The 23,468-nt window shown below is 60.2% G+C and carries 29 protein-coding genes; 16 read left to right on the top strand and 13 right to left on the bottom strand.

The window, feature by feature from the left end:
- Nucleotides 1-120: 120 nt before the first annotated feature.
- Genes A462_RS19390 through A462_RS19410 form a run of 5 tightly spaced genes read left to right on the top strand, consistent with a single transcriptional unit; the run spans nucleotide 121 to nucleotide 3,894 of the window.
- Nucleotides 121-516, top strand: coding sequence for a hypothetical protein (locus tag A462_RS19390; protein ID WP_008434319.1), 396 nt, complete (start codon nucleotides 121-123; stop codon nucleotides 514-516).
- Nucleotides 509-1,885, top strand: a complete 1,377-nt coding sequence (locus tag A462_RS19395; protein ID WP_008434316.1) for a class II fumarate hydratase — start codon at nucleotides 509-511, stop codon at nucleotides 1,883-1,885. Before A462_RS19390 ends, A462_RS19395 begins: the two co-directional genes overlap by 8 nt.
- A gap of 27 nt (nucleotides 1,886-1,912) precedes the next feature.
- Nucleotides 1,913-2,356, top strand: a complete 444-nt coding sequence (locus tag A462_RS19400; protein WP_003216099.1) for a hypothetical protein — start codon at nucleotides 1,913-1,915, stop codon at nucleotides 2,354-2,356.
- A gap of 1 nt (nucleotide 2,357) precedes the next feature.
- On the top strand, nucleotides 2,358-2,969 hold the full coding sequence (locus A462_RS19405) for a superoxide dismutase (RefSeq protein ID WP_008434313.1): 612 nt from the start codon (nucleotides 2,358-2,360) through the stop codon (nucleotides 2,967-2,969).
- Between the two features lie 31 nt (nucleotides 2,970-3,000).
- Complete coding sequence (locus tag A462_RS19410; protein WP_008434310.1) at nucleotides 3,001-3,894, top strand: ZIP family metal transporter; 894 nt, start codon at nucleotides 3,001-3,003, stop codon at nucleotides 3,892-3,894.
- Nucleotides 3,895-3,907: 13 nt separating this feature from the next.
- Here the strand turns inward: A462_RS19410 and A462_RS19415 are convergent, their stop codons facing one another.
- Nucleotides 3,908-4,858 (bottom strand): GlxA family transcriptional regulator, encoded by a 951-nt coding sequence (locus A462_RS19415; protein ID WP_008434308.1) that lies wholly within the window; start codon nucleotides 4,856-4,858, stop codon nucleotides 3,908-3,910.
- A gap of 114 nt (nucleotides 4,859-4,972) precedes the next feature.
- Between A462_RS19415 and A462_RS19420 the strand changes: the two genes are divergently transcribed.
- Entirely contained in the window at nucleotides 4,973-5,974 is a 1,002-nt protein-coding gene (locus A462_RS19420; protein WP_008434304.1) for an SLAC1 anion channel family protein, read from the top strand.
- 20 nt (nucleotides 5,975-5,994) lie between these two features.
- On the opposite strand, the gene A462_RS19425 is transcribed toward A462_RS19420, so the two are convergent.
- The 10 genes from A462_RS19425 to A462_RS19470 all read right to left on the bottom strand — a co-directional run bounded on the left by A462_RS19425 (nucleotide 5,995) and on the right by A462_RS19470 (nucleotide 13,044).
- Nucleotides 5,995-6,267, bottom strand: a complete 273-nt coding sequence (locus A462_RS19425; RefSeq protein WP_003216108.1) for an HPr family phosphocarrier protein — start codon at nucleotides 6,265-6,267, stop codon at nucleotides 5,995-5,997.
- A 16-nt stretch (nucleotides 6,268-6,283) separates the two neighbouring features.
- Nucleotides 6,284-7,141 carry an RNase adapter RapZ gene (rapZ, locus tag A462_RS19430; RefSeq protein ID WP_003216111.1) on the bottom strand — a complete coding sequence of 286 codons (858 nt, stop codon included), beginning with the start codon at nucleotides 7,139-7,141 and terminating at the stop codon, nucleotides 6,284-6,286.
- Between the two features lie 2 nt (nucleotides 7,142-7,143).
- Nucleotides 7,144-7,608, bottom strand: coding sequence for a PTS IIA-like nitrogen regulatory protein PtsN (gene ptsN / locus A462_RS19435; RefSeq protein ID WP_003216114.1), 465 nt, complete (start codon nucleotides 7,606-7,608; stop codon nucleotides 7,144-7,146).
- A gap of 12 nt (nucleotides 7,609-7,620) precedes the next feature.
- Nucleotides 7,621-7,926, bottom strand: coding sequence for a ribosome hibernation-promoting factor, HPF/YfiA family (hpf, locus tag A462_RS19440; protein WP_003216115.1), 306 nt, complete (start codon nucleotides 7,924-7,926; stop codon nucleotides 7,621-7,623).
- A gap of 75 nt (nucleotides 7,927-8,001) precedes the next feature.
- Nucleotides 8,002-9,495, bottom strand: coding sequence for an RNA polymerase factor sigma-54 (locus A462_RS19445; protein WP_003216117.1), 1,494 nt, complete (start codon nucleotides 9,493-9,495; stop codon nucleotides 8,002-8,004).
- Nucleotides 9,496-9,679: 184 nt separating this feature from the next.
- Complete coding sequence (lptB, locus tag A462_RS19450) at nucleotides 9,680-10,405, bottom strand: LPS export ABC transporter ATP-binding protein (protein ID WP_003216119.1); 726 nt, start codon at nucleotides 10,403-10,405, stop codon at nucleotides 9,680-9,682.
- Nucleotides 10,405-10,977, bottom strand: coding sequence for a lipopolysaccharide transport periplasmic protein LptA (lptA, locus tag A462_RS19455; RefSeq protein ID WP_023659193.1), 573 nt, complete (start codon nucleotides 10,975-10,977; stop codon nucleotides 10,405-10,407). The genes lptB and lptA overlap by 1 nt, the downstream gene beginning before the upstream one ends.
- Nucleotides 10,964-11,536, bottom strand: a complete 573-nt coding sequence (gene lptC / locus A462_RS19460; RefSeq protein ID WP_003216122.1) for an LPS export ABC transporter periplasmic protein LptC — start codon at nucleotides 11,534-11,536, stop codon at nucleotides 10,964-10,966. Before lptC ends, lptA begins: the two co-directional genes overlap by 14 nt.
- An 8-nt stretch (nucleotides 11,537-11,544) precedes the next feature.
- Nucleotides 11,545-12,069: a KdsC family phosphatase gene (locus A462_RS19465; RefSeq protein ID WP_003216124.1), complete on the bottom strand. Its 525-nt coding sequence runs from the start codon at nucleotides 12,067-12,069 to the stop codon at nucleotides 11,545-11,547.
- Nucleotides 12,070-13,044: a KpsF/GutQ family sugar-phosphate isomerase gene (locus A462_RS19470; RefSeq protein WP_003216126.1), complete on the bottom strand. Its 975-nt coding sequence runs from the start codon at nucleotides 13,042-13,044 to the stop codon at nucleotides 12,070-12,072.
- Between the two features lie 292 nt (nucleotides 13,045-13,336).
- Here A462_RS19470 and A462_RS19475 point away from each other — a divergent pair, with 292 nt between their 5' ends.
- The 10 genes from A462_RS19475 to hisC all read left to right on the top strand — a co-directional run bounded on the left by A462_RS19475 (nucleotide 13,337) and on the right by hisC (nucleotide 21,412).
- Nucleotides 13,337-14,146: an ATP-binding cassette domain-containing protein gene (locus tag A462_RS19475; RefSeq protein WP_003216128.1), complete on the top strand. Its 810-nt coding sequence runs from the start codon at nucleotides 13,337-13,339 to the stop codon at nucleotides 14,144-14,146.
- Nucleotides 14,146-14,943 (top strand): lipid asymmetry maintenance ABC transporter permease subunit MlaE, encoded by a 798-nt coding sequence (mlaE, locus tag A462_RS19480; protein WP_003216131.1) that lies wholly within the window; start codon nucleotides 14,146-14,148, stop codon nucleotides 14,941-14,943. The genes A462_RS19475 and mlaE overlap by 1 nt, the downstream gene beginning before the upstream one ends.
- Entirely contained in the window at nucleotides 14,943-15,410 is a 468-nt protein-coding gene (gene mlaD, locus A462_RS19485; protein ID WP_003216133.1) for an outer membrane lipid asymmetry maintenance protein MlaD, read from the top strand. Before mlaE ends, mlaD begins: the two co-directional genes overlap by 1 nt.
- A gap of 11 nt (nucleotides 15,411-15,421) precedes the next feature.
- Complete coding sequence (locus tag A462_RS19490) at nucleotides 15,422-16,075, top strand: MlaC/ttg2D family ABC transporter substrate-binding protein (protein WP_003216135.1); 654 nt, start codon at nucleotides 15,422-15,424, stop codon at nucleotides 16,073-16,075.
- Nucleotides 16,072-16,377 (top strand): STAS domain-containing protein, encoded by a 306-nt coding sequence (locus A462_RS19495; RefSeq protein WP_003216137.1) that lies wholly within the window; start codon nucleotides 16,072-16,074, stop codon nucleotides 16,375-16,377. The genes A462_RS19490 and A462_RS19495 overlap by 4 nt, the downstream gene beginning before the upstream one ends.
- Nucleotides 16,378-16,491: 114 nt before the next feature.
- Entirely contained in the window at nucleotides 16,492-16,731 is a 240-nt protein-coding gene (locus tag A462_RS19500) for a BolA family protein (protein WP_008434291.1), read from the top strand.
- A gap of 23 nt (nucleotides 16,732-16,754) precedes the next feature.
- Nucleotides 16,755-18,020 carry a UDP-N-acetylglucosamine 1-carboxyvinyltransferase gene (gene murA / locus A462_RS19505; RefSeq protein ID WP_003216140.1) on the top strand — a complete coding sequence of 422 codons (1,266 nt, stop codon included), beginning with the start codon at nucleotides 16,755-16,757 and terminating at the stop codon, nucleotides 18,018-18,020.
- 247 nt (nucleotides 18,021-18,267) lie between these two features.
- Complete coding sequence (gene hisG, locus A462_RS19510) at nucleotides 18,268-18,903, top strand: ATP phosphoribosyltransferase (protein ID WP_003188599.1); 636 nt, start codon at nucleotides 18,268-18,270, stop codon at nucleotides 18,901-18,903.
- A 127-nt stretch (nucleotides 18,904-19,030) separates the two neighbouring features.
- Nucleotides 19,031-20,356 carry a histidinol dehydrogenase gene (hisD, locus tag A462_RS19515; RefSeq protein ID WP_008434283.1) on the top strand — a complete coding sequence of 442 codons (1,326 nt, stop codon included), beginning with the start codon at nucleotides 19,031-19,033 and terminating at the stop codon, nucleotides 20,354-20,356.
- A gap of 3 nt (nucleotides 20,357-20,359) precedes the next feature.
- Complete coding sequence (gene hisC, locus A462_RS19520) at nucleotides 20,360-21,412, top strand: histidinol-phosphate transaminase (RefSeq protein ID WP_003216145.1); 1,053 nt, start codon at nucleotides 20,360-20,362, stop codon at nucleotides 21,410-21,412.
- A gap of 129 nt (nucleotides 21,413-21,541) precedes the next feature.
- Here the strand turns inward: hisC and A462_RS19525 are convergent, their stop codons facing one another.
- A complete protein-coding gene (locus tag A462_RS19525; protein WP_003216147.1) occupies nucleotides 21,542-22,816 on the bottom strand; it encodes a uracil-xanthine permease family protein in 1,275 nt (424 codons plus the stop codon).
- 2 nt (nucleotides 22,817-22,818) lie between these two features.
- On the bottom strand, nucleotides 22,819-23,457 hold the full coding sequence (upp, locus tag A462_RS19530) for a uracil phosphoribosyltransferase (RefSeq protein ID WP_003216149.1): 639 nt from the start codon (nucleotides 23,455-23,457) through the stop codon (nucleotides 22,819-22,821).
- Nucleotides 23,458-23,468: the final 11 nt, after the last annotated feature.

The raw sequence follows: 23,468 nt of genomic DNA, 5'->3' as shown, positions 1-23,468 counted from the left end.
GCCACCCATTGGGTGGCGCGCCTTTTTTTGTGCCTGGAATTCCGAGTGATTCCCTCAGGCTCTTGTTTTGATTCTCAATATCATTTAATAATAAATATCATTACCGAATGAGTGTGGATCATGAGTTCTGTCCTGCATGAGGATCCCTACCTGGAAAGCTGGCGTTGGATGAGTCGTCAGATTCGTTGCGGCCTTGCTCCCGACGAGCCCCGCCTGATCGAACATTATCTGGCCGAAGGCCGGTACCTCGCCTGTTGCACTGCGACCCACCCGTGGACCATCGGCGAAACCTCATTCCGCCTGCTGCTGGACACCGCCTCCGACATCGCCTTGCCCTGGCACTGGCGGTCCATGTGCCTGGACCAGGCTTGGCGCCCGTTGCGCGACCTGGAAAAACTTTCCCACTGTGCCTGCCGCCTCAAGCGCTGGCAGACCTTTGCCTGGCAATTGGCGACCTGCGAATTGCTGCCATCGATTTCTCACTCTGACCTGGTGCAAGGATCTTCCGATGAGTAACACCCGTATCGAACGCGACAGCATGGGCGAACTGCAAGTGCCCGCCGAGGCCCTGTATGGCGCACAAACCCAGCGTGCGGTGAACAACTTTCCCATCAGCCACCAGCGCATGCCGGCGCAGTTTATTCGTGCGTTGATCCTGGCCAAGGCTGCCGCCGCTAAAGCCAACGTCGAGCTGAAACAACTGAGCGAAGCCCAGGGCAAGGCCATCGTTGATGCCGCCCAAGGCTTGCTGGAAGGCGATTTCATGCAGCATTTCCCGGTGGATATCTTCCAGACCGGTTCCGGCACCAGCTCCAACATGAACGCCAACGAAGTGATTGCGACCCTCGCCAGCCGCTTGCTGGGCGAGCCGGTCAACCCTAACGATCACGTCAACTGCGGCCAGAGCAGCAATGACATCATCCCGACCACCATTCACGTCAGTGCGGCGCTGGTGCTGCATGAGCAAACCCTGCCGGCGCTGCTGCACCTGGTCCAGGTGATCGAGCACAAGGCCGAGGAGGTGCACCGTTTCGTCAAGACCGGTCGGACGCATCTGATGGACGCCATGCCGGTGCGCATGAGCCAGGTGCTCAATGGCTGGGCGCAGCAGCTCAAGGCCAATATCGGCCATCTGCAAGACCTGCTGCCGAGCTTGCAGGCGCTGGCCCAGGGTGGCACTGCAGTCGGCACCGGGATCAATGCGCATCCGGAGTTTGCAGCGCGCTTCAGCCAGCAACTGAGCAGCCTGACCCACGTCCAGTTCACCCCAGGCAAGAACCTGTTCGCGCTGATCGGCTCCCAGGACACGGCCGTCGCGGTCTCCGGACAGCTCAAGACCACCGCCGTGTCCCTGATGAAAATCGCCAACGACCTGCGCTGGATGAACTCCGGCCCATTGGCGGGCCTTGGTGAAATCGAGCTGGAAGGCCTGCAGCCGGGCTCTTCGATCATGCCCGGCAAGGTCAACCCGGTGATCCCGGAAGCCACCGCCATGGTTGCCGCACAAGTCATCGGCAACGACACGGTGATTACCATCGCCGGCCAGTCCGGCAACTTCGAACTCAACGTGATGCTGCCGATCATTGCCCAGAACCTGCTCGGCAGCCTGGAGTTGCTGGCCAACTCCAGCCGCCTGCTGGCCGACAAGGCCATCGCCAGCTTCAAGGTCAACGAAGCCAAGCTCAAGGAAGCGCTGTCGCGCAATCCGATCCTGGTGACCGCACTCAACCCGATCATCGGTTACCAAAAGGCCGCCGAAATCGCCAAGAAGGCCTATCAACAAGGCCGTCCGGTGATTGATGTGGCGCTCGAACATACCGACTTGCCCCGCAGCCAACTGGAAATCCTGCTGGATCCGGAAAAGCTCACGGCTGGCGGCGTGTAATCACCGACCCTGCTTTGGAGGCTCACCATGGAGCACTGGAAACGCACGATCGAACGGGCCAATCGCTGCTTTATGGCGGGCGAGCTGGTAGATGCCCGCGAGGCCTACCTGCAAGCCCTGGCCCTGGCTCAAGTGTTGTTTGAGCGCTGGGCGGATGCCGACGAAGCGGTGGCGGCTTGCGTCATTTCCCATCACAACCTGGCCGACCTGCACTTGCGCCTGAACCAGCCGGAAGAAAGCGCGGAATACCTCTGCGCCATTCACCAGCGCCTGTTGCAGACCATGCAAGACACCCGTCTTAACCCGCTATTGCGGGAAGCGGCCCTGCGCCAGAGCAGCAAGACCTACGTCGAACTGCTGAATTTCATCAGCGATCACGGTGAGTACCCACGTACCCACCGCCTGCTGGGCAGCAACGTGGCGCCATCGGATGCGTCGACCCGCAACAGCCCTTTTTATGGAGCTCATTGATATGTCCTACACCTTGCCGGCCTTGCCTTACGCCTACGATGCCCTTGAACCGCATATCGACGCGCAAACCATGGAGATCCACTACACCAAGCACCACCAGACCTACATCAACAACCTCAACGCAGCCGTCGAAGGCACCGAGTTTGCCGCTTGGCCGGTGGAGAAACTGGTGTCCAGCGTCCAGCAACTGCCGGAAAAACTCCGGGCGGCGGTGATCAACCAGGGCGGCGGCCACGCCAACCACTCGTTGTTCTGGGCTGTCATGTCGCCCAAGGGCGGCGGCAAGCCAGACGGCGCGCTGGGTGACGCCATCGACGAGCAGTTGGGCGGTTTCGACGCCTTCAAGGAGGCCTTCACCAAAGCTGCCTTGACCCGTTTCGGCAGCGGCTGGGCGTGGTTGAGCGTGACGCCGCAAAAGACCCTGGTGGTGGAAAGCAGCGGCAACCAGGACAGCCCGTTGATGAACGGCAATACGCCAATCCTCGGCCTGGACGTCTGGGAACACGCTTATTACCTGCTGTACCAGAACCGTCGTCCGGAATACATCAATGCGTTCTACAGCGTCATCAACTGGCCGGAAGTTGCCGGCCGCTACCAGGCTGCGCTGGGCTGAAACTCCTCTATAACAAGATCTAAGGCCGACTATGGGCACTGAAACACTGGCGATCAGCAGCGTGCGAATGTTTCGTTATGCGTTTGGCTCGCTGCTGCTATTGGCAGGAACTGCATTGCTGGTGGCCCAAGGGCTGGCCTGGCTTGACCTGGAACCGCGCATCCTGCGTGCCTTGCAGGGCGGGGCCATCTGCGCGCTCGGCACCGCCCTGGGTGCCGTGCCGGTACTGGTGATCCGCCGGATGCCATTGGCGGTGAGCGACACGCTGCTGGGCTTCGGTGCCGGGGTGATGTTGGCCGCTACGGCATTTTCGCTGATCGTGCCGGGTATTGCGGCTGCCCAAAGCCTGGGGCTGACGCCATGGGGCGCCAGTGGATTGATCAGTTTCGGCATCATGCTGGGCGCGTTCGGGCTGTATCTGGTGGACCGCAAGGTCTCCGGCGCCACCCCGGAAATGCTGGTGGGCAGTCCGGATCATCCGGTGATACCGCCGCGTATCTGGCTGTTTGTGTTCGCCATCATTGCCCACAACATTCCCGAAGGTATGGCCGTGGGTGTCTCGGCAGGCGGCGGCATGCCGGATGCCGACAGCCTCGCCATGGGTATTGCCTTGCAGGATGTGCCGGAGGGACTGGTGATTGCGTTGGTGCTGGCCGGGGCAGGGATGTCGCGGGTCAAGGCGTTCCTGATCGGCGCAGCGTCAGGGCTGGTGGAGCCGGTGTTTGCGGTACTGTGTGCCTGGCTGGTGAGCCTGGCTCAGGTGCTGTTGCCGCTGGGGCTGGCGCTGGCGGCCGGGGCAATGCTGCTGGTGGTGACTCACGAAGTCATTCCCGAGTCGCGGCGCAATGGCCATGACAAGCTCGCCAGCCTGGGGCTGTGTATCGGGTTTTGCTTGATGATGGTGATGGATACGGCGTTGGGCTGAGGCTGTCGCACTTCTACAAGAAGCGCTTGCGGTAGTCGCTGGGGGTAACGCCCAGGCGGCGAACGAAGGCGCGCCGGAACCCATCAACATTGGCATAGCCGACCTGATCGGCCAGGCGTTTGAGCGAGACATTCGAGCCTTCGATCAGCCGCCGTGCCTGGTCGATACGTGCCAGCTCCACGAACTCGGCAGGGGTGAATCCACCCTCGGCCTTGAATACCCGGGCAAAGTTGCGTTCGCTCATGTCAGCGCGCTGGGCCAGCAATGCCACGCTCAGGTCTGCGGCCAGGTTGTCGACGATATAGGTCTGTATCTGGCGAATGTTCGTGCGTTCTGCGGTCTGTGCCGCCAGTTGGGCGCTGAACTGTGACTGGCCGCCCGGCCGTTTGAAGTACATCACCATTTCCCTGGCCACACTGAGCGCCAAATCACGGCCGTGGTCCTCCTCGACTAACGCGAGCGCCAGATCCATACCGGCCGTCACACCGGCGGAGGTGTACAGGTTACCGTCGCGGATAAAAATGCTGTCCGGTTCGACCACGGCATCGGGGTATTGCCTGGCCAGCAATGCACTGGAATTCCAGTGCGTGGTGACGCGTCGCCCGACCAGCAAGCCAGCAGCCCCCAGCACAAAAGCGCCACTGCAAACCGAGCCTATCCGCCGCACGCGCGTGGCCTGGTAGCGCACCCAGTCCCGCAGGTGGGCGTCGTGTGTCACGTCATTCACGCTGGGGCTTCCTGCGATCAGCAGCGTATCGATAGCCCCCTTGAACGTATCGATAGAGTCATCCGTGGCCAGGCGAAGCCCATTGGTTCCCTTGATCTGCCCCGCGACGGTACCGATGACCGAGATCCGGTATGCACGGGAATTGCCCAATTGCCTGGCCGCTTCAGCGAACACATCGGCAGGGCCCACGACATCCAGCATTTGCACACGGGGAAACGCCAGGAGGGCAATTCGCATGGTGTCTGTCTCCGTAGTGGAAATGGCTGAAATCGTCGTTAAGCGACACTATAGGACAGAGGGGAGGTAGGCGACACTGTCCGTCACGTGCTTTATCGTCAACCGGAGACCCGCATGAGCATCTGTAACGCGCCACTTCCCCCCTTCGCTGTCGAATCGAGCGAGCGGTCGGGGTCCATCAAGAACCTTCCCATCAATTTGTTTGGCGCCGTGATGGGGTTGGCCGGCCTGAGCCTGGCCTGGCAGTCCGCCAGTGAATATGTGGCTTACGCGCAAATGATCGGAGCGGTCATTGGTGGGTTTGCCATTCTGGTGTTTATCGCACTGGTGGCGGGGTATCTCACCAAATGGGTTAAATACCCTGCGGCGGTCAAAGCCGAGTTCAATCACCCGATATCAGGAAATTTCTTTGGCACGGTGACGATCGCGTTGCTGCTGCTGTCGGCAGTCGTAGGTTCAGCTAGCACCCTGATCAGCCAGGGGCTTTGGATGTTGGGTAGCCTGCTGACCATGATCCTGGCGGCAATTGTGCTCTCGCGACTGTTGTCCGGTAATCAGGAGTCGCAATATGCGGTGCCTGCCTGGCTGATCCCGGGGGTGGCGGCGCTCGACATCGCGGTGACAGGTGCCCACATGCCCATGGCGTGGGCATACGAGTTCAATCTGTTCGCGATGGCGGTAGGGAGTGTGATTGCGCTGGTGTTCTTCACGCGAATTTTTTCACGTCTGGTTCACGAGCCGGTGATGGCCAAAGGTATGACACCTTCGCTGATGATACTTATCGCCCCCTTTGAAGTCGGCTTTCTGGCTTACACCAACTTCTTTGGCAGCGTCGACTATTTTGCCAGCGTGCTCTTCTACTTTGGCCTGTTCCTGTTTGGGGTGCTGGCATTCAAAGTATTCCGTCAGGCCGCGCCTTTTTCTCCTGCCTGGTGGGCAATCAGCTTTCCGATTGCGGCATTGAGCAACGCTGCGTTGAAATATGCCGATGCCAAAGGAAGCGTGATCCTGGAAGCGATTGCCTATCTGATCCTGGCTTTCCTGACGATCGCGCTGGCCGTACTGACGGTCAAGACGTTGAAGATTCTGTTCAACGGCAAACTGCTGTCCAACTGACGCAGGGGAGGGGCGATTACCTACTCGCCCTCATCAAAGAAATTATTGATCAACGCTACCAGGGCATCCATCGCTTCCTGCTCTTGCTCGCCTTCGGTCTTCAAATGAATCTTCGTGCCCTTGCCCGCAGCCAGCATCATCATGGCCATGATGCTTTTGCCGTCGACCATGGATTCCGGGGTGCGCCCGGCGCGGATCTGGCAAGGGAACTGCCCGGCGACGCCGACGAACTTGGCCGAGGCCCGGGCGTGCAGGCCCAGCTTGTTGATGATTTCAATTTCCAGAGCGGGCATCGCGGGGGTGTTCCTTTCAGCTGAGGTCGCGGTGGCGAACCTGGACGTTCTTGAGGGTTTGTTGCAGCACCTTGCCCAGGCGTTCGGTCAGGTAGACGGATCGGTGGTGGCCGCCGGTGCAGCCAATGGCGATGGTGACATAAGCCCGATTGCTGGCCGCAAAACGCGGCAGCCATTTGAGCAGGTAGCTGGAGATGTCCTGGTACATTTCCTCGACATCCGGTTGCGCCGCCAGGTACTCGGCCACAGGTTGGTCCAGCCCCGACTGATCGCGCAGTTCCGGCTTCCAGTACGGGTTGGGCAGGCAGCGCACATCGAACACCAGGTCGGCATCTACCGGCATGCCGCGCTTGAAACCGAACGACTCGACAAGGAACGCCGTGCCTGGCTCCGGCTGGTTCAGCAGACGCAGCTTGATCGCATCCCGCAGTTGATACAGGTTCAGGCTGGTGGTGTTGATCTTGAGGTCGGCCAGGTCAATGATCGGCCCCAGCAGTTTGGTCTCGTCCTCGATGGCTTCGGCCAGGGAACGATGAGGGCTGCTCAACGGGTGGCGGCGACGGGTTTCAGAGAAGCGCTTGAGCAGGGTCTCTTCGTCGGCGTCCAGGTACAGCACATCGCAATGGATATGCTTGGCCCGCACTTCTTCGAGCAGTTCAGGAAAGCGTGTGAGGTGGCTGGGCAGGTTGCGGGCGTCGATCGACACGGCGACCAGCGGTTGCGCCAACTCGGTATGAATCAGCGCGCGTTCCGCCAGTTCCGGTAGCAGGCCGGCGGGCAGGTTGTCGATGCAATAGAAGCCGTTGTCCTCAAGAACATTGAGGGCCGTGCTTTTACCTGAGCCGGAACGGCCGCTGACGATGATCAAACGCATGATTAATGCCCGTTTTGTTCATCCAGGACAACCTGGTAGAGCGCCTCATTGCTTGAGGCACTACGCAGTTTGTCGCGTACGTCCTTGCGGTCGAGCATGCTGGCGATCTGCCGAAGCAGTTCCAGGTGCGCATCGGTGGCAGCTTGCGGGACCAGCAGCACGAACAGCAGGTCGACCGGCGCGCCGTCGATGGCGTCGAAATCGATAGGGGCGTCCAGGTGCAGCAGGGCGCTGACTGGAGACTCACAGCCTTGCAGGCGGCAGTGAGGAATGGCGATGCCGTTGCCAAAGCCGGTGGAGCCGAGCTTTTCACGGGCGATCAGGGCCTCGTACACAGCTTGCGTATCCAGTTCGGGCACTTCGCGGCCGATCAGGTTGGCAATTTGTTCGAGGGCGCGCTTTTTACTGCCGCCCGGCACGTTCACGAGGGAACGGCCGGGGGTCAGGATGGTTTCAAGTCGGATCATGGGTGGGGAGTGTTAGCGGCCAGTGCCTTGAAGAAGGCTCTGCTGCTTTTCCTTATGCTTTTTAAGTTGGCGGTCAAGCTTGTCTGTGAGCAAGTCGATTGATGCATACATGTCTTCATGTTCGGCATTGGCGACCACTTCGCCACCGGGTATCTGAAGTGTCGCTTCGATTTTCTGCTGAAGCTTGTCGACCTTCATGATGACCTGCACGTTGGTGATCTTGTCGAAATGGCCCTCAAGCTTCTTCAGCTTCAGCTCGACGTATTCGCGCAATGGAGGGGTGACTTCTACATGGTGTCCACTGATGTTGACTTGCATACAGCTTCTCCTTCGTTGCCAGTGCATAAAGCGGCGGGTAGGAATACCCGCCACTGGAACGCTATGGCCCGCCCGTCACATCAAACGCTTACGCTCGCTGGAAGGCGCGATCCCTAGGGACTCGCGGTACTTGGCGACGGTTCGACGGGCGACCTGAATGCCTTGTGCCTCCAGTAAACCAGCGATCTTGCTGTCACTCAACGGCTTTTTCTGATTTTCCGCGGCAACCAGTTTTTTGATGATCGCGCGGATCGCCGTGGACGAGCATTCGCCGCCTTCGGAGGTGCTGACGTGGCTGGAGAAAAAGTATTTCAGCTCATATATACCCCGTGGGGTATGCATGAATTTTTGCGTGGTCACCCGGGAAATCGTTGATTCGTGCATGCCCACCGCCTCGGCGATGTCGTGCAGTACCAGCGGCTTCATTGCTTCATCGCCGTATTCCAGGAAGCCGCGCTGGTGCTCGACGATCTGGGTGGCGACTTTCATCAGGGTTTCGTTGCGGCTTTGCAGGCTCTTGATGAACCAGCGGGCTTCCTGCAGTTGGTTACGCATGAAGGTGTTATCGGCGCTGGTGTCGGCGCGGCGCACAAAACCTGCGTATTGCGGATTGACCCGCAGGCGCGGCACCGATTCCTGGTTCAGCTCCACCAGCCAGCGTTCGTTGTCCTTGCGCACAATCACGTCGGGCACGACATATTCGGCTTCGCTGGACTCGATCTGCGAGCCCGGGCGTGGGTTGAGGCTCTGCACCAGCTCGATGATCTGGCGCAGGTCATCTTCCTTGAGCTTCATGCGGCGCATCAGCTGGCTGTAGTCGCGGCTGCCCAGCAGGTCGATGTAGTCGGTGACCAGGCGCTGCGCTTCGCTCAGCCAAGGCGTCTTGGCCGGCAATTGGCGCAGTTGCAGCAGCAGGCACTCGCTGAGGTTGCGGGCGCCGATGCCGGCCGGCTCGAATTGCTGGATGCGGTGCAGGACGGCTTCGATTTCGTCCAGTTCGATGTCCAGTTCCGGGTCGAACGCCTCGAGGATCTCCTCAAGGGTCTCGTCCAGGTAGCCCTGGTTGTTGATGCAATCGATCAGGGTCACGGCGATCAGGCGATCGGTATCGGACATCGGTGCCAGGTTCAGCTGCCAGAGCAAATGGCTTTGCAGGCTCTCGCCGGCTGATGTGCGGGTGGTGAAGTCCCACTCGTCGTCATCGTTGCTGGGCAGGCTGCTGGCGCTGGTCTGGTAGACGTCTTCCCAGGCGGTATCCACGGGAAGTTCGTTGGGAATGCGTTCGTTCCATTCGCCTTCCTCAAGGTTATCCACCGTGGGGGCGGTTTCCTGATAGGAGGGTTCCTGTACGTCGGGGTTGGGCTTTTGCTCGATGTTGTCGGCCAGCGGGTCTGCATTATCGAAGTCGTCGCCTTCTTCCTGGCGTTCGAGCATCGGATTGGACTCCAGGGCCTCCTGGATTTCCTGTTGCAGGTCCAGGGTCGACAATTGGAGCAGGCGGATGGCCTGTTGCAGCTGCGGTGTCATCGTCAGCTGCTGGCCCATTCTCAGGACTAGCGATGGTTTCATGGCAGGGGCTTAACACCTTATTCGCCGGCGCAATGCGCCATCCACGACAGGGCGCGTGAGCGCCAAACATAAGCAAATTATATGCCTGATATCGGGGGCTTTGCCTAGAGCGCGGTAACAATAAAAATACTGAGGTTTTTATTGACTACCGCGCTCCATGGCGAATGGCCTGATACCACCGTGTTTACAGGCGGAACTCGTGACCCAGATACACTTCCTTGACCAGTTCGTTGGCCAGGATAGTGGCAGAGTCACCTTCGGCAATCAGCTGTCCATCGTTGACGATGTAGGCGGTTTCGCAGATATCGAGTGTCTCACGGACGTTGTGGTCGGTGATCAATACACCGATGCCCTTGGCCTTGAGATGATGGATGATCTGCTTGATGTCGCCGACCGAGATCGGGTCGACACCGGCGAAAGGTTCGTCCAGCAGGATGAACTTGGGCGCCGTGGCCAGCGCACGGGCGATTTCCACACGACGACGCTCGCCGCCGGAAAGGCTCATGCCGAGGTTGTCGCGAATGTGGTTGATGTGGAATTCCTGCAGCAGGCTTTCCAGCTCTTTCTTGCGCCCGGCGCGGTCGAGTTCCTTGCGGGTCTCGAGGATGGCCATGATGTTGTCGGAAACCGACAGTTTGCGGAAGATCGATGCTTCCTGGGGAAGATAGCCGATACCCGCCTGCGCACGGCCGTGCATAGGCTGGTGGCTTACGTCCAGGTCGTCGATCAGGACGCGGCCTTGATCGGCCTGCACCAGGCCGACGATCATGTAGAAGCAGGTGGTCTTGCCGGCACCGTTGGGGCCGAGCAAGCCGACGATCTGGCCGCTGTCGATCGACAGGCTGACGTCACGCACGACCTGACGGCTTTTATAAGCCTTGGCCAGATGCTGGGCTTTCAGGGTTGCCATTAATTCGCCTTCTTCGCGTCGGGTTTCGGCGCCGGCTGGGCTGCGCCCGGTTTCTGCTTCGGCTGGATAACCATGTCGATACGCGGCTTCGGCGTGCTGATTTTCGAGCCGGTAGCACGGCCGGCCTGGGCGATCTGCTTCACCGTGTCGTAGACGATTTTTTCGCCGTCGGTGGTGTTGCCGTCATTGATGACCCGGGCCTGGTCGATCAGCACGATGCGGTTTTGCTGGGCGTGGTACTGGATCGTCTTGCCATAGCCTTTGACCGGCGTAGGGTCGCCCACTTTCTGCAGTTGTTCGAAATACGCCAGGTTGCCCACCGAAGTGACCACGTCGATATCGCCTGCCGGGGTACGAGTCAGTGTCACGGTGTTACCCGTCACTTTCATCGAGCCCTGGGTGATGATCACGCTGCCTGTGTAGGTCGCGATACCTTGCTTGTCATCCAGCTGCGCATCGTCAGCCTGAATGTGGATCGGTTGCTGGCTATCGTTCGGCAGAGCCCAGGCGCTCACGCTTCCCAGTGCTGCGCCCAGGCCGAGCAAAATAGGGAGGGTTTTAACGAGCCTCATACTGTCCTCTTACGTTCGATAGCAGGTGTATCCTGCTTTCTTTCAAATACGCTTTCATTCCCTTGCCAGTCGATACACCGCCAGCGCCGTCAATTCTAACGTCTTGCTCGGTCTGCGCATATTGCTTCTGTGGGAATACGGTCATGCGACTGCTGGTAATAATGGTGTCGCGGTTCTTGGCGTCAGTGCGGGCTACCCGCACCGAGTCAATCAGTTCCACTTGGGTGCCGTCCGGGTTGACCTCGCCACGCTCGCTGGTGACGTGCCACGGAAATTCGGCGCCGCGGTACAGGTTCATGTCCGGCTTGGTCAGCAAAGTGACCTCGGATGCCTTCAAGTGTTCGACCTTGTCGGAGGTCATTTCATACTGGACCTTGCCATCGGGCAGGTACTGGATGCTGTGGGCGTTGATGGCGTAATAGTCGATAGCACTCTCGTCAACCTGTGCAACCGGCTTGTCGAGGAAGCGCTCCGGGCTGATATTCCAGTAGCCGACCGCGAGGAAAACCGCGGCGATGACTGCAAGTATCAGGAAATTGCGAATCTTTTTACTCAGCATAAAACGCTCTATAGGTAGGCGGCGTGGGCCGCTTCAAGGCTGCCTTGGGCGCGCAGAATCAACTCGCAGAACTCGCGGGCGGCGCCTTCGCCGCCGCGGGCGGTGGTTACACCATGGGCGTGTTCGCGAACGAACGCCGCCGCATTGGCCACGGCCATGCCCAGGCCGACCCGGCGAATCACCGGCAGGTCGGGTAAATCGTCACCCAGGTACGCAACCTGCTCATAGCTTAGGTTGAGTTGGCCAAGAAGCTCGTCCAGAACCACCAGTTTATCCTCGCGGCCCTGATACAGGTGAGGAATACCCAGGTTTTGTGCGCGGCGTTCCACAACCGGGGTCTTGCGACCGCTGATGATGCCGGTTTGCACGCCCGCCGCCATCAGCATCTTGATGCCCTGGCCGTCGAGGGTGTTGAACGTCTTGAATTCGCTGCCGTCTTCCAGGAAGTACAGGCGGCCATCCGTCAGCACACCGTCGACGTCGAAAATCGCCAGCTTGATGTGCTTGCCCCGTTGCATCAGGTCGGTGGTCATCTACATCACTCCCGCACGCAGCAAGTCGTGCATGTTCAGGGCGCCAACCGGACGGTCGTCGCTGTCGACCACCACCAGCGCCAGGATCTTGTGGTCTTCCATGATCTTCAGTGCTTCGGCCGCGAGCATGTCAGGGCGTGCGGTCTTGCCGTGAGGCGTCATGACTTCGTCGATGGTGGCGGTCTGGATGTCGAGGTTGCGGTCCAGGGTGCGGCGCAGGTCGCCGTCGGTGAAGACCCCGGCCAGCCGCCCGTCGGACTCCAGGATTACGGTCATGCCCAGGCGCTTGAGGGTCATTTCCATCAAGGCATCTTTCAGCAAGGTGCCGCGTGGCACTTGTGGCAGCTCGTCGCCGGCGTGCATGACGTTTTCCACTTTCAGCAGCAGGCGACGGCCAAGGGCGCCGCCCGGGTGGGAAAACGCGAAGTCTTCGGCGGTAAACCCGCGGGCTTCCAGCAATGCCACGGCCAGCGCATCGCCCATGACCAGGGCGGCGGTGGTGGAGGAGGTCGGTGCCAGGTTCAGCGGGCAGGCCTCGTGGGCAACGTGCACGTTCAAATTCACTTCGGCGGCTTTTGCCAGCGTCGAGTCCGGGTTGCCGGTCACGCTGATCAGCTGGATACCCAGGCGCTTGATCAGCGGCAGCAGGGTCACGATTTCGTTGGTGGTGCCGGAGTTGGACAGTGCCAGGATGATGTCGTCCCGGGTGATCATGCCCATGTCGCCGTGGCTGGCTTCGGCCGGATGCACGAAGAACGCGGTGGTCCCGGTGCTCGCCAGGGTGGCGGCGATCTTGTTGCCGACATGCCCGGATTTGCCCATGCCGACCACCACTACGCGGCCCTTGCTGGCCAGAATCATCTCGCAGGCGCGCACGAAATCCGCGTCGATATGGGCCAGCAAGCCTTCTACGGCTTCAAGCTCGAGGCGGATGGTGCGTTGTGCGGATTGAATAAGGTCGCTGGATTGGCTCATGTCTGAAATCGTATAGCCTGACGAAAAGTCGGCGATTATAACGGTAATGATCAATTCCCTCACACAAGTTCGTCAGGCTTTATTCAATCCACCTGTGGTTGAGATTGAACCTCAGCCAGGATTTTTTAGCTGTCCTGTTTCTGAACAAGCTCTGTTCCGGCCTTGGGGGCGCTGTACCAGCAGTGATATAGTTCGCGGCCAGTTCGGTCCGCACGGCCTTTTTGTCTATTCGGCGCAAGCATTTGTCGAAAACAAAGTGTCTGATTGAAAGGCTGCATCCCAAGGAGTTTAGATGAGTGCCGATAACGCCTACGCGGTCGAGCTGAAGGGCCTTTCCTTCAAGCGCGGTACGCGCAGCATCTTCAATAATGTGGATATTCGCATTCCCCGCGGCAAAGTCACGGGCATCATGGGGCCTTCCGGCTGCGGCAAGACTACGCTGCTGCGCCTGATGGGCATGCAATTGCGCCCCTCCGCCGGTGAAGTCTGGGTCAATGGCCAGAACTTGCCGACCCTTTCGCGCAGTGATCTGTTCGATGCCCGCAAACACATGGGCGTCCTGTTCCAGAGCGGCGCGTTGTTTACCGATCTAGATGTTTTCGAAAACGTGGCGTTCCCGCTGCGGGTGCATACACAGCTGTCCGATGAAATGATTCGTGACATTGTGTTGCTGAAATTGCAGGCCGTCGGGCTGCGCGGTGCTATCGATTTGATGCCCGACGAGTTGTCCGGAGGCATGAAGCGTCGTGTCGCCCTGGCGCGTGCCATCGCCCTCGACCCGCAGATTCTCATGTACGACGAGCCTTTCGTTGGCCAGGACCCGATTGCCATGGGGGTGCTGGTACGCTTGATCCGCCTGCTCAATGATGCGTTGGGTATCACCAGTATCGTGGTTTCCCACGACCTGGCCGAGACCGCGAGCATTGCCGACTACCTATATGTAGTGGGCGATGGCCAGGTGCTGGGGCAGGGCACGCCTGAAGAACTGATGAACGCAGACAACCCGCGCATTCGCCAATTCATGACCGGCGATCCCGATGGCCCGGTGCCTTTTCACTTTCCGGCAGCGGACTACCGCTCAGATCTTCTGGGGAAGCGCTGATGCGCAAGACATCATTACTCGAAAAGGTTCGCCTTTTCGGTCGCTCCGGCATCGATATCATCGGTGTGCTGGGGCGTTCGACGATTTTCCTGTTTCATGCCTTGCTCGGCCGCGGCGGTATTGGCGGCGGTTTCGGCCTGCTGATCAAGCAATTGCACTCCGTGGGCGTGATGTCCCTGGTGATCATCGTGGTCTCCGGGGTGTTCATCGGCATGGTGTTGGCGCTGCAAGGCTTCAATATCCTCTCCAGCTACGGGTCCGAGCAGGCTGTTGGGCAGATGGTTGCCCTGACGCTGTTGCGTGAGTTGGGCCCGGTGGTGACCGCGCTGCTGTTTGCCGGGCGCGCCGGTTCTGCGCTGACGGCCGAAATCGGCAACATGAAGGCCACCGAGCAGCTGTCCAGCCTGGAAATGATCGGCGTCGATCCACTCAAGTACATTGTTGCCCCGCGCCTGTGGGCCGGCTTCATTTCCCTACCACTGCTGGCGATGGTGTTCAGCGTGGTCGGGATCTGGGGCGGTTCATGGGTGGCGGTTGACTGGTTGGGCGTCTACGACGGCTCCTACTGGGGCAACATGCAAAACAGCGTGACCTTCAGCGGCGACGTGCTCAACGGCATCATTAAAAGCATCGTCTTCGCCTTTGTAGTGACCTGGATCGCCGTATTCCAAGGCTATGACTGTGAGCCCACCTCAGAAGGGATCAGTCGCGCCACCACCAAGACCGTTGTGTACGCCTCGCTGGCGGTACTGGGCCTTGACTTCATTTTGACCGCCTTGATGTTTGGAGATTTCTGATGCAAAACCGCACTGTGGAAATCGGTGTCGGCCTTTTCTTGCTGGCTGGCATCCTGGCTTTACTGTTGCTCGCCCTGCGAGTCAGCGGCCTATCGGCCAGCCCCACCGCCGATACTTATAAACTTTACGCCTACTTCGACAATATCGCCGGTTTGACTGTCAGAGCTAAAGTGACCATGGCGGGTGTAACCATCGGCAAGGTCACGGCAATCGATCTGGACCGCGACAGCTTCACCGGCCGTGTGACCATGCAGGTGGACAAGAAGGTAGATAACCTGCCGACTGACTCCACTGCGTCTATCCTCACCGCTGGCCTGCTGGGCGAGAAGTACATCGGCATCAGCGTCGGCGGGGAATCTGCCCTGCTCAAGGATGGTTCGACCATTCATGACACACAGTCGTCGTTGGTGCTGGAGGACTTGATCGGTAAATTCCTGCTCAATACCGTCAATAAAGACGCCAAATGAGGAATGTGTTCATGATCTCTACTTTGCGACGTGGCCTGTTGGTACTGCTCGCGGCACTGCCGTTGATGGCTAACGCCGCTGCTGGCGGCTCTGCACATGACCTGGTGCAGGACACCACCAACAAGATGTTGGCTGACCTGAGTGCCAACAAGGAAAAGTACAAGCAGGACCCGAGTCAGTTCTATAACGCGCTGAACACGATTGTCGGGCCTGTTGTCGATGCTGAAGGTATTTCCAAAAGCATCATGACCGTCAAGTACTCGCGCAAGGCTACGCCTGCGCAGATGCAGACTTTCCAGGAAAACTTCAAGAAGGGCTTGTTCCAGTTCTACGGCAATGCCCTGCTGGAGTACAACAACCAGGGGATTACCGTCGCCCCTGCCGGGGATGAGTCGGGTGACCGCACCAGCGTCAACATGAGCGTCAAGGGCAACAACGGCGCGGTCTACCCTGTGCAGTACACGCTCGAGAAGGTCAACGGCGAGTGGAAACTGCGTAACGTGATCATCAACGGCATCAACATTGGCAAGCTGTTCCGTGACCAGTTCGCGGATGCCATGCAGCGCAATGGCAACGACCTGGACAAAACCATCAACGGTTGGGCTGGTGAAGTGGCCAAGGCCAAGGAAGAAACCGACAAAGCTGCCGGGAAGCCTGCCCAATGACCGAGTCGGCCATTCGCCTTGGCGAGTCCGGTGAGCTGTTGCTCAGCGGCGTGCTGGATTACAGCACTGGGCCCGCCCTGCGCAAGCAGGGCCAGGCGCTGATCAATGCCAGTACCGCTCCTGCGCTGGTGCTGGATTGCTCGGCGGTGGTGAAGTCCAGCAGCGTCGGCTTGTCGTTGCTGCTGTGTTTCATGCGCGATGCGCAGGCCGTCAAAAAGCCGGTGAGCATTCGTGCATTGCCCGAAGACATGCGTGAAATCGCTGAGGTTTCCGGTCTGACCGAGCTGTTGGCGCATCCTTAATACACATTATTAAAGAAGCCCCCCGTCAGAGTCCTGCTATGCGGGGTTCGCAGGCGCGGGGCTTTTTTGTATGATGTGCGACCCGCGCGCACTGGGCGCCCATAGAGGTTGATCATGCAGGCCCTAGAAGTTAAAAGCTTCCTTGAAGGAAAGCTGCCCGAAACTAATGTTGAAGTTGAGGGCGAAGGCTGCAATTTCCAGCTGAACGTGATTAGCGATGAACTGGCGGCATTGAGCCCGGTCAAGCGTCAGCAGCAGATCTATGCCCATTTGAACCCGTGGATCACCGATGGCAGCATCCATGCGGTCACTATGAAATTTTTCAGCCGCGCGGCCTGGGCCGAGCGCACCTGAGCCCCCAAGGCGTCGAGATTCTTATGGATAAATTGATTATTACCGGCGGTGCTCGTCTTGATGGCGAGATCCGTATTTCCGGGGCGAAGAACTCCGCCCTGCCGATCCTGGCAGCGACCTTGCTGTGCGATGGCCCGGTTACCGTGGCCAACCTGCCGCACCTGCATGACATCACCACCATGATCGAGTTGTTCGGTCGCATGGGCATCGAGCCGGTGATCGACGAGAAACTCAGCGTCGAAATCGACCCGCGCACCATCAAGACCCTGATCGCACCGTACGAGCTGGTGAAAACCATGCGCGCCTCGATCCTGGTACTGGGCCCGATGGTTGCCCGGTTCGGCGAAGCCGAAGTCGCACTGCCTGGCGGTTGCGCCATCGGTTCGCGTCCGGTGGACCTGCACATCCGTGGCCTCGAAGCCATGGGTGCAACCATTGACGTCGAAGGCGGCTACATCAAGGCCAAGGCGCCGGAAGGCGGCCTGCGTGGCGCAAACTTCTTCTTTGATACCGTCAGTGTGACCGGTACCGAGAACATCATGATGGCCGCTGCCCTGGCCAATGGCCGCAGCGTGCTGCAAAACGCCGCGCGCGAGCCGGAAGTGGTCGACCTGGCCAACTTCCTGATCGCCATGGGTGCCAACATCACCGGCGCCGGCACCGACACCATCACCATTGATGGCGTGAAACGCCTGCATTCGGCTACCTACAAGGTGATGCCGGACCGCATCGAGACCGGTACCTACCTGGTCGCGGCTGCCGTCACCGGTGGCCGTGTCAAGGTCAAGGACACTGATCCGACCATCCTCGAAGCCGTCCTGGAAAAACTCAAGGAAGCCGGCGCCGAGATCACCACCGGTGAAGACTGGATCGAGCTGAACATGCATGGCAAGCGGCCAAAAGCCGTTAACGTGCGTACCGCTCCGTACCCGGCGTTCCCGACCGACATGCAGGCGCAGTTCATTTCCCTGAACGCGATTGCCGAAGGCACCGGTGCCGTGATCGAGACCATCTTCGAAAACCGCTTCATGCACGTGTACGAGCTGCACCGCATGGGCGCCAAGATCCAGGTCGAAGGCAACACCGCCATCGTGACCGGTATCGAGAAGCTCAAGGGCGCGCCAGTGATGGCTACCGACCTGCGTGCCTCCGCCAGCCTGGTGATCTCGGCGTTGTGCGCTGACGGCGACACCCTCATCGACCGCATCTACCACATAGACCGTGGTTACGAGTGCATCGAAGAGAAGCTGCAGATGCTCGGCGCGAAAATCCGCCGCGTACCGGGCTAGTTCCAGGAACTGCAAACACGTTCATTGTGGCGAGGGAGCTTGCTCCCGCTGGACTGCGCAGCAGTCCCAGTCTTTTTAAACAAAGATCAGGGCCGCTTCGCGCCCCAGCGGGAGCAAGCTCCCTCGCCACATGACGATGTATGCTGTTAGCTGATTTGTTTCAAGTCGAGGCTGTAATGGCCTCGATCTGTGTCTGGCGCCGATTGCGACCGGACAGCAATAGCCTGATGAAGGACTGACGTTTCCCATGTTGACCATCGCACTGTCCAAGGGCCGCATCCTTGACGACACTTTGCCGCTTCTGGCTGAAGCGGGCATCGTGCCGACCGAGAATCCGGACAAGAGCCGCAAGCTGATCATCCCCACGACCCAGGACGACGTTCGCCTGCTGATCGTGCGTGCCACCGATGTGCCAACTTACGTTGAACATGGCGCGGCCGACCTCGGCGTCGCTGGCAAAGACGTGTTGATGGAATATGGCGGCCAGGGCCTGTACGAGCCGCTGGACCTGCGTATCGCCCTGTGCAAGCTGATGACCGCCGGCCGTGTCGGTGACGTCGAGCCTAAAGGCCGCCTGCGGGTGGCGACCAAGTTCGTCAACGTTGCCAAGCGTTACTACGCCGAGCAAGGCCGCCAGGTCGACATCATCAAGCTTTACGGCTCGATGGAGCTGGCACCGCTGATCGGCCTGGCCGACAAGATCATCGACGTGGTCGACACCGGCAACACCCTGCGCGCCAACGGCCTGGAGCCCCAGGACTTTATCGCCGACATCAGCTCCCGGCTGATCGTCAACAAAGCTTCGATGAAAATGCAGCACGCCCGTATCCAGGCGTTGATCGACACCCTGCGCAAGGCAGTGGAGTCTCGACACCGCGGTTGACTCACCCGCGCGGCCCCAAGCCGCGCCCGTCTATCCGCCTCATAGCCAGAATTCTCAGGTGCCCAAGCGGATCGACTGCTAACTTTCGGCGCCTGAGCATTTTTGCCATTCCTATGAGGCCCTCGCTATGACCACGTCCACTGCAATTGCCCGACTCAACGCTGCCGACCCGGATTTCGCCCATCATCTGGATCATCTGCTGAGCTGGGAAAGCGTGTCCGACGATTCGGTCAATCAGCGGGTGCTCGACATCATCAAGGCCGTGCGCGAGCGCGGTGACGCGGCGCTGGTTGATTTTACCCGGCAGTTCGATGGCCTGGATGTCGCCTCCATGGCCGACCTGATCCTGCCCCGCGAACGCCTGGAACTGGCCTTGACCCGCATCACCGCGCCCCAGCGCGAAGCCCTGGAAGTGGCGGCCGCGCGGGTGCGCAGCTACCACGAGAAACAGAAACAGGATTCCTGGAGCTACACCGAGGCCGACGGCACCGTACTGGGCCAGAAGGTCACGCCGCTGGACCGTGCTGGCCTGTACGTGCCGGGCGGCAAAGCGTCGTACCCGTCCTCGGTACTGATGAACGCGATTCCGGCCAAGGTGGCCGGCGTGACCGAAGTGGTCATGGTGGTGCCTACCCCGCGCGGCGAAATCAACGAACTGGTGCTGGCAGCGGCCTGCATCGCGGGCGTTGATCGCGTGTTCACCATCGGTGGCGCCCAAGCGGTAGCGGCCCTGGCCTACGGTACCGAAAGCGTGCCGAAGGTCGACAAGGTGGTTGGCCCGGGCAACATCTACGTGGCCACGGCCAAGCGCCATGTATTTGGCCAGGTCGGCATCGACATGATCGCCGGCCCTTCGGAAATCCTCGTGGTGTGTGACGGCCAGACCGACCCGGACTGGATCGCCATGGACCTGTTCTCCCAGGCCGAGCACGACGAAGACGCCCAGGCGATCCTCGTCAGCCCGGATGCCGAATTCCTGGACAAGGTCGCCGCCAGCATCGCCAAGCTGCTGCCGACCATGGAGCGCGCCGAGATCATCGAGAAGTCGATCAATGGCCGTGGCGCCCTGATCCTGGTCCGCGACATGGAGCAGGCCATCGAAGTGGCCAACCGTATCGCCCCGGAACACCTGGAGTTGTCCGTCGCCGACCCACAAGCCTGGCTGCCGCTGATTCGCCACGCCGGCGCGATCTTCATGGGCCGCCACACCAGCGAAGCCCTGGGCGACTACTGCGCAGGTCCCAATCACGTGCTGCCCACGTCGGGCACTGCGCGGTTCTCCTCGCCGCTGGGCGTATATGACTTCCAGAAGCGCTCGTCGATCATCTTCTGCTCGCCAGAGGGCGCGTCGGAGTTGGGCAAGACCGCTTCCGTGCTGGCCCGTGGCGAGTCGCTGACCGCCCACGCCCGCAGCGCCGAATACCGCATCGTTGACGATAAGCAGGGGAACTGAAACATGAGCAAATTCTGGAGCCCGCTCGTCAAGGATCTCGTGCCTTACGTGCCCGGTGAGCAACCGAAGCTGACCAAGCTGGTAAAACTCAACACCAATGAAAACCCCTACGGCCCATCGCCCAAGGCGCTGGCTGCCATGCAGGCCGAGCTGAACGACAATCTGCGTTTGTACCCGGACCCCAACAGCGACCTGCTCAAGCAGGCGGTGGCCAAGTACTACGGGATCGACGCGGGCAAGGTGTTCCTCGGCAACGGCTCCGATGAAGTCCTGGCGCACATCTTCCACGGTTTGTTCCAGCACGACCTGCCGCTGCTGTTCCCGGACATCAGCTACAGCTTCTACCCGGTGTACTGCGGCCTGTACCGCATTGCCTTCGACGCAGTGCCGCTGGATGAACAGTTCCAGATCCGCGTGTCGGACTACGCCAGGCCCAACGGCGGGATCATCTTCCCGAACCCGAACGCGCCGACCGGTTGCGTGATGGCGCTGGACGCCGTGGAGCAAATCCTCAAGGCCAGCCCGGACTCGGTGGTGGTGGTCGATGAAGCCTATATCGACTTCGGCGGCGAGACCGCCATCAGCCTGGTGGACCGTTACCCGAACCTGCTGGTGACCCAGACCCTCTCCAAGTCGCGCTCCCTGGCCGGTTTGCGGGTGGGCCTGGCCGTGGGCCACCCGGACCTGATCGAGGCGCTGGAGCGGGTCAAGAACAGCTTCAACTCCTACCCGCTGGACCGTCTGGCGATTGTCGGCGCGGCCGCCGCTTTTGAAGACCGCGAATACTTCCGGAACACCTGCAAGTTGGTGATCGATAGCCGTGAAAAACTGGTGGCGCAACTGCAGGCCAAGGGGTTTGAAGTACTGCCGTCGGCGGCCAACTTCATCTTTGCCCGGCATCCAGGGCACGACGCTGCCGGGCTGGCGGCCAAGGTGCGGGAGCAGGGGGTGATTGTGCGGCACTTCAAGCAGGAGCGGATTGCCCAGTTCCTGCGGATCAGTATTGGCACGCCTGAGCAGAACCAGGCGCTGATCGATGCGTTGGGCGAGCTGTAAGCCACACTGAAACTCAAAAAAATGTGGGAGCGGGCTTGCTCGCGAATGCGGTGGTTCAGTCACTGATGTGCTGAATGACACACTGCATTCGCGAGCAAGCCCGCTCCCACATTGGTTTTGCGTTGGCAGTTAGATCAGCGGCTCATCCGGCTTCTTGTTCTTCCAGCCGTCATTGCCCGGCAGCAGCAGATTCAACGCAATCGCTACCACCGCACACAGGGCGATGCCCTTCAGGCCAAAGTCATCCGGGCCAGTGCCGGTGCCTACCAGCACACCGCCAATCCCGAACACCAGGGTCACCGACACAATCACCAGGTTGCGCGCTTCGCCAAGGTCGATCTTGTGGCGGATCAGGGTGTTCATCCCCACTGCGGCAATCGAGCCGAACAGCAGGCACAGAATCCCGCCCATTACCGGGACTGGTATGCTTTGCAGCAGCGCGCCGAACTTGCCGATAAACGCCAGGCTGATGGCAAACACCGCCGCCCAGGTCATGATCTTCGGGTTGTAGTTCTTGGTCAGCATCACCGCGCCCGTCACTTCCGCGTAGGTCGTGTTGGGCGGGCCGCCGAACAGGCCGGCAGCGGTGGTGGCGATCCCGTCACCCAGCAGGGTGCGGTGCAGGCCAGGCTTCTTCAGGTAGTCGCGACCGGTCACGCTGCCCACCGCAATCACACCACCGATGTGTTCGATCGCCGGGGCCAGGGCCACCGGGACGATAAACAGGATCGCCTGCCAGTTGAATTCCGGCGCGGTGAAGTGGGGCAGGGCGAACCACGGTGCGGCGGCGATCTTCGCGGTGTCGACTACGCCGAAGTAGAACGACATGGCGAAACCCACCAGCACGCCGGAGATGATCGGCACCAGGCGGAAAATGCCTTTGCCGAACACCGCCACGATCAGCGTGGTCAGCAGCGCCGGCATCGAGATCAGCATGGCGGTCTGGTAGTGGATCAACTCACTGCCGTCACCGGCCTTGCCCATCGCCATATTGGCCGCAATCGGCGCCATGGCCAGGCCAATGGAAATGATCACCGGCCCGATCACCACCGGCGGCAGCAGCCGGTCGATGAAACCGGTGCCCTTGATCTTCACGGCCAGGCCCAGGAAGGTGTAAACGAAGCCGGCCGCCATCACGCCGCCCATGGTCGCCGCGAGGCCGAACTGGCCCTTGGCGAGAATGATCGGGGTGATAAACGCAAAGCTCGACGCCAGGAACACCGGTACCTGGCGCCCGGTAACCACCTGGAACAACAAGGTGCCCAAGCCTGCGGTAAACAGGGCGACGTTTGGATCGAGACCGGTGATCAGCGGCATCAACACCAGCGCGCCAAATGCTACGAAGAGCATCTGTGCGCCAGACAGGATCTGGCGCCAAAGCGGGTCGTTGAACTCATCCTGCATGGTCACGCGTCCTTCTGCTTGGTACCGAAGATCTTGTCGCCGGCATCGCCCAGGCCCGGGATGATGTAGCCATGTTCATTCAGGCGTTCATCGATGGATGCGGTGTAGATCAACACGTCCGGGTGGGCTTTCTCGACGGCGGCGATGCCTTCGGGAGCGGCCACCAGCACCATGGCGCGGATGTCCTTGCAACCGGCTTTTTTCAGCAGGTCGATGGTGGCAACCATGGAGCTGCCGGTGGCGAGCATCGGGTCGATGATCATCGCCAGGCGCTCGTCGATTTCCGGTACCAGTTTTTCCAGGTAGGTGTGGGCCTGCAGCGTCTCTTCGTTGCGGGCCACGCCTACGGCGCTGACCTTGGCACCCGGGATCAGGCTGAGCACGCCTTCGAGCATGCCGATACCGGCACGCAGGATCGGCACCACGGTAATCTTCTTGCCGGCGATTTTCTCGACCTGGACGGGACCACACCAACCGGCGATCTCATAGTTTTCCAGGGGCAGGTCTTTGGTCGCCTCGTAGGTGAGCAGCGCTCCGACTTCCTGAGCAAGCTCACGGAAGTTCTTCGTGCTAATGTCGGCGCGGCGCATAAGGCCGAGTTTATGTCGGATCAGCGGATGGCGGATCTCACGGATGGGCATGGGGAAAGGCT

It is taken from the genome of Pseudomonas sp. Ag1 (assembly GCF_000278565.1).
Taxonomy (GTDB): Bacteria; Pseudomonadota; Gammaproteobacteria; order Pseudomonadales; family Pseudomonadaceae; genus Aquipseudomonas.
Note: the sequence above shows the minus strand (reverse complement) of the source record. Positions and strands in the feature narration are given on the sequence as shown.